At 35.8% G+C, this 13,710-nt stretch carries 12 protein-coding genes; 9 read left to right on the top strand and 3 right to left on the bottom strand.

The features are described 5' to 3' along the window. Positions 1-9: 9 nt before the first annotated feature. From gltX to D7I46_RS08230, 5 genes are all read left to right on the top strand, one after another. A complete protein-coding gene (gltX, locus tag D7I46_RS08250; protein WP_120772463.1) occupies positions 10-1,461 on the top strand; it encodes a glutamate--tRNA ligase in 1,452 nt (483 codons plus the stop codon). Positions 1,462-1,619: 158 nt separating this feature from the next. Continuing rightward, complete coding sequence (locus tag D7I46_RS08245; protein WP_120772462.1) at positions 1,620-2,942, top strand: FAD-dependent oxidoreductase; 1,323 nt, start codon at positions 1,620-1,622, stop codon at positions 2,940-2,942. Positions 2,943-3,124: 182 nt separating this feature from the next. Continuing rightward, positions 3,125-3,580, top strand: a complete 456-nt coding sequence (locus D7I46_RS08240) for an RNA polymerase sigma factor (RefSeq protein WP_240424382.1) — start codon at positions 3,125-3,127, stop codon at positions 3,578-3,580. Next, positions 3,568-4,680 (top strand): anti sigma factor C-terminal domain-containing protein, encoded by a 1,113-nt coding sequence (locus D7I46_RS08235; protein WP_120772461.1) that lies wholly within the window; start codon positions 3,568-3,570, stop codon positions 4,678-4,680. The genes D7I46_RS08240 and D7I46_RS08235 overlap by 13 nt, the downstream gene beginning before the upstream one ends. Before the next feature lie 160 nt (positions 4,681-4,840). Further along, positions 4,841-5,338 (top strand): ECF transporter S component, encoded by a 498-nt coding sequence (locus tag D7I46_RS08230; protein WP_162930863.1) that lies wholly within the window; start codon positions 4,841-4,843, stop codon positions 5,336-5,338. A 26-nt stretch (positions 5,339-5,364) separates the two neighbouring features. Here D7I46_RS08230 and D7I46_RS08225 read toward each other — a convergent pair whose 3' ends face one another. After that, the gene (locus tag D7I46_RS08225) at positions 5,365-6,072 is read right to left on the bottom strand and encodes a gamma-glutamyl-gamma-aminobutyrate hydrolase family protein (RefSeq protein WP_120772459.1); all 708 of its coding nucleotides are present in this window, start codon (positions 6,070-6,072) and stop codon (positions 5,365-5,367) included. A 1-nt stretch (position 6,073) separates the two neighbouring features. Next, on the bottom strand, positions 6,074-8,365 hold the full coding sequence (locus D7I46_RS08220) for a Xaa-Pro dipeptidyl-peptidase (protein ID WP_120772458.1): 2,292 nt from the start codon (positions 8,363-8,365) through the stop codon (positions 6,074-6,076). A gap of 280 nt (positions 8,366-8,645) precedes the next feature. Between D7I46_RS08220 and gla the strand changes: the two genes are divergently transcribed. Further along, complete coding sequence (gene gla, locus D7I46_RS08215) at positions 8,646-9,518, top strand: aquaglyceroporin Gla (RefSeq protein WP_120772457.1); 873 nt, start codon at positions 8,646-8,648, stop codon at positions 9,516-9,518. A gap of 133 nt (positions 9,519-9,651) precedes the next feature. Here gla and D7I46_RS08210 read toward each other — a convergent pair whose 3' ends face one another. Continuing rightward, positions 9,652-10,533 carry an Rgg family transcriptional regulator gene (locus D7I46_RS08210; RefSeq protein ID WP_120772456.1) on the bottom strand — a complete coding sequence of 294 codons (882 nt, stop codon included), beginning with the start codon at positions 10,531-10,533 and terminating at the stop codon, positions 9,652-9,654. A gap of 463 nt (positions 10,534-10,996) precedes the next feature. Between D7I46_RS08210 and D7I46_RS08205 the strand changes: the two genes are divergently transcribed. From D7I46_RS08205 to D7I46_RS08195, 3 genes are read left to right on the top strand one after another with little or no spacing between them, the layout of a single operon-like run. Continuing rightward, on the top strand, positions 10,997-12,109 hold the full coding sequence (locus D7I46_RS08205) for a HesA/MoeB/ThiF family protein (RefSeq protein ID WP_120772455.1): 1,113 nt from the start codon (positions 10,997-10,999) through the stop codon (positions 12,107-12,109). Beyond that, positions 12,072-12,848 carry an ABC transporter ATP-binding protein gene (locus D7I46_RS08200; protein ID WP_120772454.1) on the top strand — a complete coding sequence of 259 codons (777 nt, stop codon included), beginning with the start codon at positions 12,072-12,074 and terminating at the stop codon, positions 12,846-12,848. The genes D7I46_RS08205 and D7I46_RS08200 overlap by 38 nt, the downstream gene beginning before the upstream one ends. Then, entirely contained in the window at positions 12,841-13,611 is a 771-nt protein-coding gene (locus D7I46_RS08195) for an ABC transporter permease (RefSeq protein ID WP_120772453.1), read from the top strand. The genes D7I46_RS08200 and D7I46_RS08195 overlap by 8 nt, the downstream gene beginning before the upstream one ends. Positions 13,612-13,710 lie beyond the last annotated feature (99 nt).

Genomic DNA, 13,710 nt, shown 5'->3' with positions numbered 1-13,710 from the left:
AAAAACTGAATGTCAGACAAAATTCGCGTTCGCTACGCACCGTCACCAACAGGACTTTTACACATAGGTAATGCTCGTACTGCTCTTTTTAACTATCTTTTTGCTCGTCATCATGGGGGTGATTTTATTATCCGTATTGAAGACACTGACCGTGAAAGACACGTTGAAGACGGAGAACGTTCACAGCTTGAAAATCTCCGCTGGCTAGGTATTGACTGGGATGAAAGTCCTGAGACTCATGAAAATTATCGTCAGTCTGAGCGTCTTTCTTTGTACCAAAAATATATAGACCAACTTCTTACTGAAGGGAAAGCTTATTACTCATACAAGACACCTGAAGAGCTTGAAGCAGACCATGAAAAACAAGAAGCAGCAGGAATTCCACCGCATTATATCAATGAATATGCAGGAATGAATGAGAATGAAAAAGAAGCTTATATCGCTGAACGTAAAGCTCAAGGAATAACGCCTGTTGTCCGTATTTCTGTGAATGAGACAGCAATTTACAAATGGAATGATATTGTCAAGGGCGATATTGAGTTTGAGGGCGGGAATATAGGTGGAGATTGGGTTATCCAAAAACGTGATGGTTATCCAACTTATAATTTCGCTGTTGTTGTTGATGATCATGATATGCAAATTTCGCACGTGATTCGTGGAGATGACCATATTGCCAATACGCCAAAACAACTGGTGGTTTATGAAGCGCTTGGTTGGGAAGCTCCACGGTTTGGTCATATGACTTTGATTATTAACTCTGAAACAGGGAAAAAATTGTCAAAACGTGACACAAATACTTTGCAATTTATTGAGGATTATCGTAAAAAAGGTTATATGTCTGATGCGATTTTCAACTTTGTTGCTTTGTTGGGCTGGAATCCTGGTGGAGAAAAGGAAATATTTTCTCGCGCAGAGTTGGTAGAGCTTTTTGATGAAAAACGTTTGTCTAAATCTCCAGCGGCTTTTGACCAAAAGAAATTGGACTGGATGGACAATGAATACATCAAGAATGCAGATTTTACTGATGTTTTTGCGCTCACTAAACCATTTCTTGAAGCAGCGGGACGACTTGATAGCCGTGCAGAAGAATTGGTTAAACTTTATCAACCGCAAATGAAATCGGCGGACGAAATTGTGGAATTGACGGAGCTTTTCTATGGTGATTTCCCAGAATTGACCGAGGAGGCGAAAGAAATGCTGGCTGCGGAGTCAACACCAGTAGCATTGCGCAGTTTCCGTGAGAAGTTGGCAGCGCTTGATGAGGCTGACTTTACCGCTGAGAGTATCTTCCCGCTGTTTAAGGCGACTCAAAAGGAAACGGGCGTCAAGGGTAAGATGCTCTGGATGCCGATTCGTATCGCTGCGTCTGGCTCAATGCATGGACCAGAATTGCCTGAAACGATTGCTCTTCTTGGTAAAGAAAAAGTCCTAGCACATTTAGATACAGCATTGAACAAGTAATGCGCTTTGCTTTGTAGATGAGGAAGTTTTGAAAGATGAAATATAAAAACGCCAAAAGGCGTTTTTATATTTCATACGAATTAATCGTAAACAAAATGTTTTTTAAATGATTCGAATTATTATAAAATAGTTTCAGAAAAATAAGAAAAGGGTCAATTATGGAAACGAAAACTTTTAAAAATGTCATTATTGGTTTTGGAAAAGCGGGACGTGCATTGGCAAAATCGCTGTCTCAACATGGTGAGGATGTCGTTATCATTGAGCGAGAACAAGCGATGTATGGTGGAACTTGTCCAAATGTTGGATGTGCACCGTCGAAGACATTGATTGTCGCAGGTCACAAAAATATGGGTTTCAAAGAGGCGATGACGACAAAGTATAAAGTCCGAGAAATGCTTCATAATGGTGCTTATCATGGTGCTGCTGATGAACCGCTCGTTTCTGTGATTGATGGGATTGCACGATTTATTAATCAACACACGATTGAAGTGGATAATCATGGAGAAATTTCGAGAGTAACTGGTGAGCGAATCTTTATCAATACTGGTGCTACACCAGTTATTCCTGAAATTGCAGGGATTCATGAAGCGAAGAATGTGGTGACGTCAGAAGGTGCGATGGATTTAGATTCATTGCCAGAGCATTTGGTGATTATTGGAGCGGGATATATCGGCTTAGAATTTGCTGGAATGTTCAATAAATTTGGTTCTAAAGTTACGATTCTTGAACCTCATGAGACTTTTTTGCCTAAGGAAGATAGAGATGTGGCAGAAATTATTTTGAATGATTTAAAGGAGAGCGGCGTAGAAGTTCACCTTGGTGTTGCTATTGATAAGATTACAGATGATAGCGTTGTGGCTGGTGGAAAAAGTTATCCAGCAAATAAAGTGCTTGTTGCAACTGGACGTAGACCTAATATCTCTGAATTGAGGCTTGAAAATGCGGGAGTTGCTCTTTGGGATAATGGCTACATCAAGGTTGATGACACTCTTAAAACAAGTAGTGATAATATTTGGGCGCTCGGAGATGTCCGAGGTGGTGGACAATTTTATTATCTGTCAACGGATGATTTTCGGATTGTGAACAATCAATTATTTGGTGATGGGTCAAGATTGTTGAGTGATCGAACGATTGTACCTTATTCTGTTTTTATCACACCGACTTTATCGCATGTTGGTTTAGATGAACAAGAAGCTCAACGTCTTGGTGTAAATTATCGTTTGTTCAAGATGGCAGCAGCACCAATTGTTAAGACAAAGGTTGTGCAAGAGATGCGAGGGTTATTGAAAGCTCTTGTAGACCCTGAAACAGAGGAAATTTTGGGAGTGACACTCTATCATGAGGATTCACATGAGGTGATTAATCTGGTAAGTTTAGCGATGAAGATGCACACTCCATATACTGTTTTGCGTGACCAAATCTTTACTCATCCCACAATGGGGGAAGGGTTAAACGATTTGTTTCAAAATGAAGTAAAATAAATTTTGTAAGTATACTGACAGCTTTCTGTCAGTATTTTTTATTTGATAATATCAACTTCATACAGTGATTTGTAAAAAAATCTGATAAAATGAAAATGAATTGTAACCGTTTTAATTGTTGTTCGTTATATAAGTGAAAGGAGGTGAGGGAGCTGGAGCTTCAGGAATATGAAGATATACTAATGGTTTATGCGATAGAAGTGACAAAATGGTTAGTCTCGCAGGGAATCAAACCAGAAGAGGCGCAGGATACTGTGCAGGATGTTTTTGTTAAAATGCTTGAGCTTGACCTCATTATCCCACCATCAAAGTTGCGTTCTTGGATGTATCGAGTGTCACTGAGGAGCTACATTGATCATTATCGTCGAGATAAAAAGTATCAAGAAATCTTGTCAGCACTGACAGAGGAATTATCAGTACTGGCAGAAACATCTCCTGATTTACATCCTTTCTTAGCGAGGTTGAAATTTACTGACAGAAAACTTTTGGAGCATTTTTATTATGAGGGACTGTCTGTTAAAGATTTGTCAGTATTGACAGGAAATTCTGTCAGTAAAATTAAGATTGATTTGTACCGTGCACGAAAAAAATTGAAAAAAATATTGTTAGAAGAAGGTTATGATGAATGGAAAATTTAGATAAAGAATTCAAAAAATTAGTCAAACAGACCAAACAGCGCAGGCGTTGGGTAGGAGTAGGGATTTCGCTGTTGGCAACAGGAGTGGTTGTTATGGGTGCCGTCTTTGCACGAAATATATATGTGAAACAGGCACTAGAGCAGGAGGCTGTCAAGGCCAATATTGCCTATGAAACGCAAAATCCAAATGTTATTACTAATGTGACGGGACAAACGCTGGGTTTTCTTGGAGGGAGTTATACAACAGAAAATTATAAAAATGTGGATGGCTATCTGGTTCCTATCGGTGGGAATACGGTAAGTTATGGGCAGATGCTTGGAGAAAAACGGAACACTTATACAGGCACGATGTGGTTATCTTCATCAGTAAATGCTAGTATTGGTACTGGTGTGAGCATTATGAATGGACAAAAGCAACCCAGTTTTTATAGTCCAACTGCCGAAAATAATTATATGTTAAATGGCGGAAAGGGAGCTCCTCAAGAATTAAGAACTTTGATAAAATTACCGAATCATTTGGCGGAAGTTGCGATTACTTTTGATAAACCTTATACTTACAAAGAAATTCAACGTATGATTCCTCAAAATTTATTAATTAACTGGTGTTTACTTGCAACTGACGATAAAACAGCGAATATCGGAAGTTCAAATTTATATATTGGCTTGAGTACAAATGTAGATAATTATAGTAAAGGTGAACCAAGCTATGATGAGGCTACAGGGAAATTAGATTCACAAGATGAGCGGAAAATATTAGGAGCCACTACGACGAATACGATTTATGGGCTAGATGATAAGCTCTATGGTGATTTTGTTGCAGCGATTAAGAAAGCGAATACGATTTCTGATTTCACTGCATTAGGCTTTGGCTCTGGGGTAGGGGCGGATGATGGAAAGATAAAAATAACGACATTTTATCCTTACCGAGATGCTCTCAAGCAAGTCAAGCAACACCCAACGCTTGCTACAGCAAAATTCGCGGGAGTAATATTAACAGGACGAACGGAGAACTTTGCTCAACTTAGTGAGAAATCGTGGATTTATGCAAGTAGTGTTGGAGCGACTACCGAGGTGTTACCCTACCTTGAACCTATCACATGAAAGAAAAAGCTGATGATTTCAGCTTTTTTGTAGTGCACCTGTTGAAAACTGGTAAGGAGTACCTGCAATCAATGTGGCATAGTGGTATTTCTTTGCCATGAAATTAACTCTGGCATCACTTGACTGTTGATTTTTACAATGAATTAGCTATAATAAAACAATGAGAAAAAAATTAATATATCGCTTGGCGATAATTGCAATATTGGCAGCCTTGAGTTCGGCTTTGAGAATTTGGATGGCTGCTTTTCCTAATGTCAAACCAATTACAGCAATGTTTTTTGCTTTTGCAATTGTACTAGGATTATCAGATAGTTTATGGATTATGGCACTTACGATGTTAGCGACGGGTTTATTATTAGGATTTTCACCACTAGTCTTGGGACAAATTATTGTTTATGCGATTATTATTGTTATTTTTAAGAGTCTGTCAGTACTGACAGATAATATTTGGCTTTTGTCAGTACTGACAGCTGTGTTGGCGATGGTATTTGGGGTGTTGATTAGTTTTATATCAGGAATGATTTACGGTTTCGGTGCGGGAGGGTTTGTTGGTTACTGGCTTGCAGGGTTACCTTTTGATTTGGCTCATGCCATTTCGACTTTTATCTTTTTTCCAATTGTTATGCTTATTTTGCGCAGAATAAAAACACTCAAATAGAGTGTTTTCTTATTATTCTTAAAAAATTATAATTCTTCTGCGAAATACTTAAAAATTTCCTTATCAAAATGCTCAGTTTGCCAAGTACATTCAGGGTGCCATTGAACAGCCACGAGTCGCTTATCGGTATTTTCGATAGCCTCTACAAATCCATCGGCTGCATGGGCGATGGCTGTTAAATCTTGACCTAAATCTTTAATGACCTGATGATGAAAAGAGTTAACTAGATACTCCTCTGGAAGAAATCCAAGACTGCTGTTCTTTTTTATAGTGACATGATGTGTCGGGATTTCTTGTGGTGTTGGACTTTGACGATGTTTGATCTTGCTTGAAGTTTGACTTAAATCTTGGTAAAGTGTACCGCCAAAATAAACATTAAGGAGTTGTAAACCACGACAAACGCCGAGGATGGCTTTATTTTCGTTAATGGCGGCTTTTACTGCTGCCAATTCAAAAGCATCGCGGATTGGGTCAGTTGTTTCTAATTTTTGATGTGGCTCTTCGTGGTAGAAACGTGGAGCAATATCAGCGCCACCAGTTAGGACAATTTTATCTACGAGTTTCATATATTTTTCAGCATTTTCGGGCTGGTCAACAGGTAAGATAATGGCAGTATGTCCTAAATCTTGAAAAACATCAATGAAAGATTGACGGGTATAACTCACTTTATTCCACCAAAAAGGAGAACGTTCTATTACATTATAAGGAGTTCCTAAGATTCCAATAATGGCCATATTATTTTTTCTCACTTTCTACGGGAATGATAAGTTTTGAATGAGATAAATCAATATCATAAGTCACATGACGATTATCTCGAACAGTATGTTCAAAATCAGTGCTGTAAAGAATAACTCTTAATTTATCAGCCTTTTCTAAATGATAAATTGTTGGTTGTAGGCTAAATTTTACAGTCATCCATTCGTCACTGCTTACAGAAGTTGTTATCATTAAATTCTCATTTTGTAAGTTTAAAAATCCTTTAGTGATGACTTGATAAGGACTAGTGGTCAATGGTAATTCAAGCAGGTCGTCCAGCATGAAATTCCGTCCACGATCAAGCGCTTTTAAATCTTTAATGCGAGCCTTATCCTCTAAACGTTTTTTCTCACCAAAATCTAAAATTTGTGCTGAAAGTAATCCTTTAGTATCATTTATTTTTAATGTCACTTCTAAATCAATAGGTCCATTAATGGTCAATGCTGATGGAAGTTCTATATCAATGACAGTAGCATTGGCACGATTTTCAAATAAATCTTTTTTGAATACATTGAAATCTTTACTGTATTTATTGAAACTTTCATCATCATAATGATTTTGAAATTGAGCAAATGACACAGCAGTTTTACCAAGAGGAACTTGAACGTTGTCAGTAGCACCAAAGTCTGAAAATGCTGTCCAACTTTGTTCCTTAGAATTTTCTTGTAAAATAATTGGAGGGAGATTCAAATTCAAATCTTTACCTAATAATTTTGCCACAAAGTAACTATTAATTGTTTCTGAGAAATCAATAGATTGCCAAGAATTAATATAAATATGTGCTCCGCGATGTAAGAAAGCGTGCTTTGCGTGCCCTTTAGGCAAAGATTTCCAGAAATTATAGGCTTGCTCAGGGGTAACATTCCAGTCCTGCAAGCCATGTACGATTAAAACATCTGCTTTGACTTTATCTGCATAAGTAAGATAATTACGATTATGCCAAAATTGACTGTAATCTCCAGACTCACGCTTTAAGGCACGAGTCATATCAGAAAGCGACTTAACATACTGCTCATTTCCTTTTAAGAAATCAGAGGCATCAAGGTTGCGAGAGTAAGTGAGTGCAGCTAAAACATCTAAATCCTCCCCAGGAAATCCACCAGGTGAACGAACAAGCCCATTTTCACGATAGTAATTGTACCAAGAACTAATGCCTGCTTCAGCGAGAATAACTTCAAGCCCATCAATACCAGTTGTTGCGGCGCCATAAGCCATCGTACCGAGGTAAGATTTTCCTGTCATTGCTACTTTGCCGTTTGCCCAAGTTGCTTTTATTTCGTGAGTTTTTTTACGGGAGGTAAAAGCCCGAGCGCGACCATTGAGCCAATTGATAACTGCAATCATACTGTAGATTTGTTGATAATCACCAGAGGTTTGGAAACCATCAGAGCCACGTGTCCCAACACCTGCTACATAAATAGAAGCGAAACCACGAGCTAGAAGGTAATCATTCAGAGAGTAAGTCCAACCATGACTAAAATGATAAGGAGCGCCATCTACAACAGGTTTCTCATTATTCTTATAATCTTCACATTGTGGAAGTTGATTGTTTACGGTTATCTCATAATTCTCTTTTTCTTTAAGAGAGTCATTCATGTCATGGAGTGCTAAATCATTAGCTTTTTCGTTCGTACCTAGATGATAAGGGCTCGCAGTCATGATGACGGGAAGTTTATGTTCGGAAATTGGTCGAATGATTTGAACTTTGATAAGGTCATAAGTTCCACGATTCTCGGTATCAACTGGGCTTTCAACCCAGATAATTTCTCGTTTGAGTTGAGTGGTGTCAAAAGTTGCGAGGGATTTGTCGTTAAAAAAATGGTACTGATTATCAGTTGGGAGAAGCCCCTCTGAAACCCAGTATTCAACAAGTGTCATCCCGTTTTTACGACGGGTACATAAAAGAAGGTAACAAGCAGAAATTAGATGTTCAGTATTTATCTCTGTATCAAGGTGAGGGAGGTTGAGCGATTTCGCAAATTCGTTAGCTTTTCCTACCTCAAAATCAAAATTTGCTGTAAAGTCGAGAAGCTGCAGGGCTAAAGTCCAAAAAATTTCCCAATCTAATGTTTGCTCAGACTTCAAAAATTGTAGAATATCCATCTCTGGAGCCGCTTGAAGTACGGTCAAATCAATAGGGCTTTGAATCAAAAAGTCTTTTAAAATTTTCTTCTCATCCCAAAATACAGACCATCGAAAACCGAGTTGGTCTAATTCATCTAATTTCTCATCGAAATTTTTTTCAACAATCGAAAAATGATTGAATCGCATACAAATAACCCCCTATTTATGTTCAATTATAAAGATCAAGGCAGTACCCTAACGCTCATTATGTGTCATGAAATTGCAAAGCGACAATCGTTGCTATTTTCTGTAACGAGTGAGTCATTGTACTATTCCTGATAATTGTTATAATTATAGCAAATTTTCAGGGAATTCGCAGTCGTTAAAGGATATAGACCATTTATTGAATATTTGAAGGAGCCTACCTTTTTTGATATAATAGCTGAGGTTATTATATTAAAATTAAATTTCGGAGGACTCCACAAAAATGGATGTTACATGGACAGTGAAATATATCACTGAATTCATCGGAACTGCTCTTCTCATCATTATGGGGAATGGTGCAGTAGCAAACGTTGAACTTAAAGGGACTAAAGCGCATGCACAATCTTGGATGATTATTGGTTGGGGATATGGTCTTGGTGTGATGTTGCCAGCCATTGCTTTTGGTAATGTTACTTCACAAATTAATCCTGCGTTTACGCTTGGACTTGCGGCTTCAGGACTTTTTCCTTGGGCACATGTTGCTCAATACATTATTGCGCAAGTTTTAGGGGCAATCTTTGGTCAATTGTTGATTGTTATGGTTTATCGTCCATACTATCTTAAAACAACAAACCCAAACGCTATTCTTGGTACATTCTCAACAATTGATAATGTAGATGACAATGATGAAAAAACACGAATGGGTGCGACAATCAACGGTTTCTTGAATGAATTCGTGGGTTCATTTGTCCTTTTCTTCGGAGCAGTTGCTGCGACAAATATTTTCTTTGGTAGTCAATCAATCACTTGGATGACAAACTATGCAAAACAACAAGGAGCAAATGTTGCTTCATCGGATACAATCAATCAAATCTGGGCTTCAGTTTCAGGAGCTTCAGCATCTAAAATGATTGCCCATTTATTCCTCGGTTTCCTTGTTATGGGACTTGTTGTTGCACTTGGAGGGCCTACAGGTCCAGGGCTTAACCCAGCACGTGACTTTGGACCACGTTTGGTTCACAGTATTTTACCAAAATCAATTCTTGGAGAGTCTAAAGGGTCATCTAAGTGGTGGTATGCATGGGTTCCAGTTGTGTCACCAATTCTCGCAGCACTCGCAGCTGTTGCCATCTTTAAAATGCTTTATCTTAAATAAAATAAAAATATGATCTTGCGCTCTTTATTCCAAAACACCCCTCATCAACTCTTGATGAGGGGTGTTTTGGAATAAGTAATAGGTTAACTTATCTCTTATTTTTATATTTTAGCTTGTTATAATAAATCAAAAATCAATTGTTTAGTAGCTTTAATTCTTCATCAACTATCGTTGCAGTTTTAAAACAATCAGTATATTCTAAAATTTCTTGACATTTTTCTAATTCTACTAAAGCTGATATATCGCCTTGTTTATATCGCAGTAATGCTTTATTATATTTTAAAGTTAACTTGTCATACATATGATATTCTGCTATATTGATATTTTCGAGAAATTCTATAAATTCTAAAGCTAAACCAAACTGCTTCTGCTCAATAAAAGTAGAAATTAATGTTAACAAGGTTTGTACCGTAGAGTGCTTTGTATAGTGGAGGTTAGAGGTAATTTGAATGGGGTTAATCATATTATGAGCAAGTATAGATAATGTCACAGCGTCAAAAATAGCAATACATCTACCCAAAAGTAAAATTTCAAATTTCCCCCATTCCTTAATTTCGAGAAGATAGTTTCTTATGTAGATGATGTTCTCTTTTTTAACAATATAATCTTTATCAAGAATAGCAATCACAGCTTCTACACTAATTTTGTCAAGTTTATACTTTGTTTTTTGAGGACTTTTTTTTATTGAATTATCTATATCCTTAGAAATTGATTTTAATTTTCTTATGTTGTGACTTAAGAACGCCTCAGATATTTGCATACTATAGAGTAATTCATCTGTAGAATTTAGAGTTTTGTTATAGGCATATTCAAATTCAAAAGTCGTCACATTGATATTTTGAAGGATTGATAGAAAATTCTTTACTGAAAGACCTGAATTTCCGTTTTCAAAACTTGATAATTGAGAAACAGAAATTGTTCCATAAGAAGCATCGAATTGTGAAAATCCTTTAGATTTTCTAAAATTTCTATAAATTTCACCAATATTGTCGTTTGTTTTGTTAGAATTAGCCATAAAAGTATCCTTTCAAAATATAAAAATTACAATATATTGAAATAGCAAATTCATTATTCAAAGGGATAAGAAGAGTTATCTAACGAATATTGTATTTAAGTTTTTGTATATTTAATTTTAATATACTTATAAAAAATAGTCAATTCAGAAAAAACATTTTTGAATATATTATTATATACTATATTTATAGAAAATGTAGATCGAAAATATGAAAAAACCAAAATTTATATTCATGCTTACACTTTTTCTAAGTGTTGCTATATTACTTTATCCAGTTTTTGGAGGCTAGGTTTGGTAAATGAAGACGTCGATTTGCCAATAGAAAGGAGACTACCATGACAATTCGCGTACTTAATGAAAAACAAGTGAACAAAGTTACAGAAGAAGCACGTTAATTTTTTGCTGATTCACAAATAACAAAGGGAGAAAATTTTCTCTCTTTTTTCTATAAGTTGGAGATATTATGTATAAGAAACCGCAAATTAAAGCTGTGCATGGTGTTTTGGTATTAGAGAGTGTCATTCGTATTGGTTCTGGATTAGATTATGCAATAGAAATAGATAATCCTAACCAAAAATACACAAAATTTATTCATTCGCTAAGTGGAATAGATACTGTCGAAGAAATTATTAAAAATAATCCATCATTAAATAGCGATGAAATTTTAGAAGCACTTGAGACATTGGATAGCTATGGTTACCTAGAAGATGCTGAAGACGATAGAAATAATTTATTTAGTGATGATGAACTAAATAAATATAAAGTAAATCTAAATTTTTTTAGCACCTTAAAGTCTTCAAATAAATATGAAATACAAAATAAATTAAAAAATAGTCGTATTCTAATCCTTGGTTTAGGTGGAATTGGCTCCAATATTTGTATTTCATTGTGTGAGCTAGGAATTGGAAATATAACTGCGGTAGATTTCGATACAGTTGATAGTAGTAATCTGAACAGACAATTACTTTATGATGAGGTGCATATTGGACGTTTAAAAACTGAAGCTGCAGCTGAAAGAGTTCATCAATTTAATTCTTCTGTGAATTTTAAAGCAATTAGCCAAGAAATATCATCATTTGAAGATGTCAAAAGAATTGTCAAGAAAGAAAAATATGATGCGGTTGTGAATGTAGCAGATTATCCAACAGGGTACATTGATTCTTGGGTAAATAGAGTTTGTGTAGAATATAAAATTCCCTTGTTCGCTGCATCTGTAAGTAAAAAATGGGGGAGAGTTTATTCAGTTATCCCTCACGAAACAGCATGTTATCAATGTCAATGCCTTGAAGAGGAAAGAAAAAATCCTAATTATCTGAAAGAATTGGAAGCAATTAAAAAAACTAGTGGAGCAGAAACAAGTAGGTACAGAACTCCTAATGGAGCTTTAGGTCCAGCTTGTTTATTCCAAGGTTACTTTGTGGGTTATGAAATTTTAAGATTGATTTTGTTTGGTTCAAAAGCTCTTACCACCAACAATAAACGATTTAATATTGATTTCATGAGCTTTTCGCAAAATTTTGATGAACTTATAAAATTTGATGATTGCCCAGTTTGCGGAGGAAAGAATAATGGATAAGCCTCTTTTAGTTAGTCATGTTAAAAAAAGATATAAAAATAAAATTGCAGTAGATGATATTTCTTTTTCTACGAACCCATTTGAGTGTGTAGCGTTATTAGGAGCTAATGGAGCTGGAAAAACAAGTACTCTTAAAATGATACATGGAGCAAATACGATTAGTTCTGGAAAAATAGAGGTTATGGGATTTGATGTCAAAAAAGACCTTTCAACAGCCAAGAAGAATGTAGGGATTGTATCACAAGAGGATTTACTGGACTTATCTTTAAATATTTATGAAAATTTAATTGCACATGGGCTTTGTTATGGAATAAAAAAGGCTGTGCTAAAATCGAGAACTGAAGAACTGCTAAAATTTGTTGACTTGTACGATGTGAAATTTAAAGAAATTGGGGAATTGTCAGGAGGAATGAGAAGAAGATTAATTTTGGCACGCGCACTTTTGAACCAGCCTAAATTAATTATTTTAGATGAGCCTACTACGGGATTGGATATTCAGTCAAGACATCTTATTTGGGATAAATTATTAGAATTAAAAAAACAAGGCGTATCTATTTTACTGACCTCGCATTATATGGACGAAGTTGAAAATTTAGCAGATAGGATATTGATTGTCGTTGCTGGAAAAATAATAGCAGAAGGAACGAAAGACACTTTGTTAAAGCAATATCGCAAAAAAACATTAGAGGAAGTTTTTCTTGAATTAACAACAAAAGTGAAAGGAGAGATAGATGTTTGATTTATCAATAAAGTCAATATGGTATGTACTCATAAGAGATTATATGAGCTTTAAGAAGCTGTTTAAAATCTCCATTTTTCCAAATTTAGTTAATCCTTTGATTTATTTGTTAGCATTTGGTCTTGGACTTTCTAAATTAGTGGGTAGTGTTTATGGTGTTCCATACTTTGTTTTTGTTGCATCAGGTTTGGTTGCCGCAACGGCCATGTCAGCTGCAACGGCTGAAACGACAACTAACGCATATATACAAATGAAAGTTGAAAAAACTTATGAGGCTATCGCCATGACACCGGTAAATTTGCAAGATATAGTAGCAGGACAAATTATTTGGGCAGGAATCAGGAGTGTGATTTTTGGAAGTTTATTTTTAATCATAGTGGCAGTGTTAGGAGTTATGCATACATGGCTCGTTCTATTTATTCCTTTTGTCCTTTTTATTACAGGTATAGTTTTTGGAACGATGGGTTTAATTTTTACTTTGCTTATCCCAAATAGAGATTACATCAATTATTATCAAGTTTTAGTTATTCAACCGCTCTATATGTTCTCTGCTACTTTTTTTCCATTATCTGTGTTTCCTAAAGGACTTCGGATAATTAGCAATATCTCTCCTTTGTATCACTCAGCTATCATATGTAGGGCATTACTAGCAGGAAATATAGATTTTTACAGTTTAAGTTTTCATTTTATGGTCCTTTTGTTAATGATTTTAGTTCTATTTTTTATCCCTGTTCGACTTGTTCAGAAGAAGATGAGAAAATAATGATGAGATCTATCATAGATTTTTGGAGTTTGATAACTGCAATATTTTTAATGAAAGTTGAAAGAATCCTTAAAAACAAGTGCTGATAATCTTTATCAG

The sequence above is a fragment of the Lactococcus allomyrinae genome (genome assembly GCF_003627095.1).
In the GTDB taxonomy this organism is placed as follows: Bacteria; Bacillota; Bacilli; order Lactobacillales; family Streptococcaceae; genus Lactococcus; species Lactococcus allomyrinae.
Note: the sequence above shows the minus strand (reverse complement) of the source record. Positions and strands in the feature narration are given on the sequence as shown.

Bases quoted from the DNA above. Each gene is read 5' to 3' on its own strand.
- gltX (WP_120772463.1), top strand. From the start codon at position 10: ATGTCAGACAAAATTCGCGTTCGCTACGCACCGTCACCAACAGGACTT.
- gla (WP_120772457.1), top strand. From the start codon at position 8,646: ATGGATGTTACATGGACAGTGAAATATATCACTGAATTCATCGGAACT.
- D7I46_RS08245 (WP_120772462.1), top strand. From the start codon at position 1,620: ATGGAAACGAAAACTTTTAAAAATGTCATTATTGGTTTTGGAAAAGCG.
- D7I46_RS08240 (WP_240424382.1), top strand. From the start codon at position 3,125: ATGGTTTATGCGATAGAAGTGACAAAATGGTTAGTCTCGCAGGGAATC.
- D7I46_RS08225 (WP_120772459.1), bottom strand. From the start codon at position 6,072: ATGGCCATTATTGGAATCTTAGGAACTCCTTATAATGTAATAGAACGT.
- D7I46_RS08220 (WP_120772458.1), bottom strand. From the start codon at position 8,365: ATGCGATTCAATCATTTTTCGATTGTTGAAAAAAATTTCGATGAGAAA.
- D7I46_RS08205 (WP_120772455.1), top strand. From the start codon at position 10,997: ATGTATAAGAAACCGCAAATTAAAGCTGTGCATGGTGTTTTGGTATTA.
- D7I46_RS08200 (WP_120772454.1), top strand. From the start codon at position 12,072: ATGATTGCCCAGTTTGCGGAGGAAAGAATAATGGATAAGCCTCTTTTA.
- D7I46_RS08195 (WP_120772453.1), top strand. From the start codon at position 12,841: ATGTTTGATTTATCAATAAAGTCAATATGGTATGTACTCATAAGAGAT.
- D7I46_RS08235 (WP_120772461.1), top strand. From the start codon at position 3,568: ATGGAAAATTTAGATAAAGAATTCAAAAAATTAGTCAAACAGACCAAA.
- D7I46_RS08210 (WP_120772456.1), bottom strand. From the start codon at position 10,533: ATGGCTAATTCTAACAAAACAAACGACAATATTGGTGAAATTTATAGA.
- D7I46_RS08230 (WP_162930863.1), top strand. From the start codon at position 4,841: ATGAGAAAAAAATTAATATATCGCTTGGCGATAATTGCAATATTGGCA.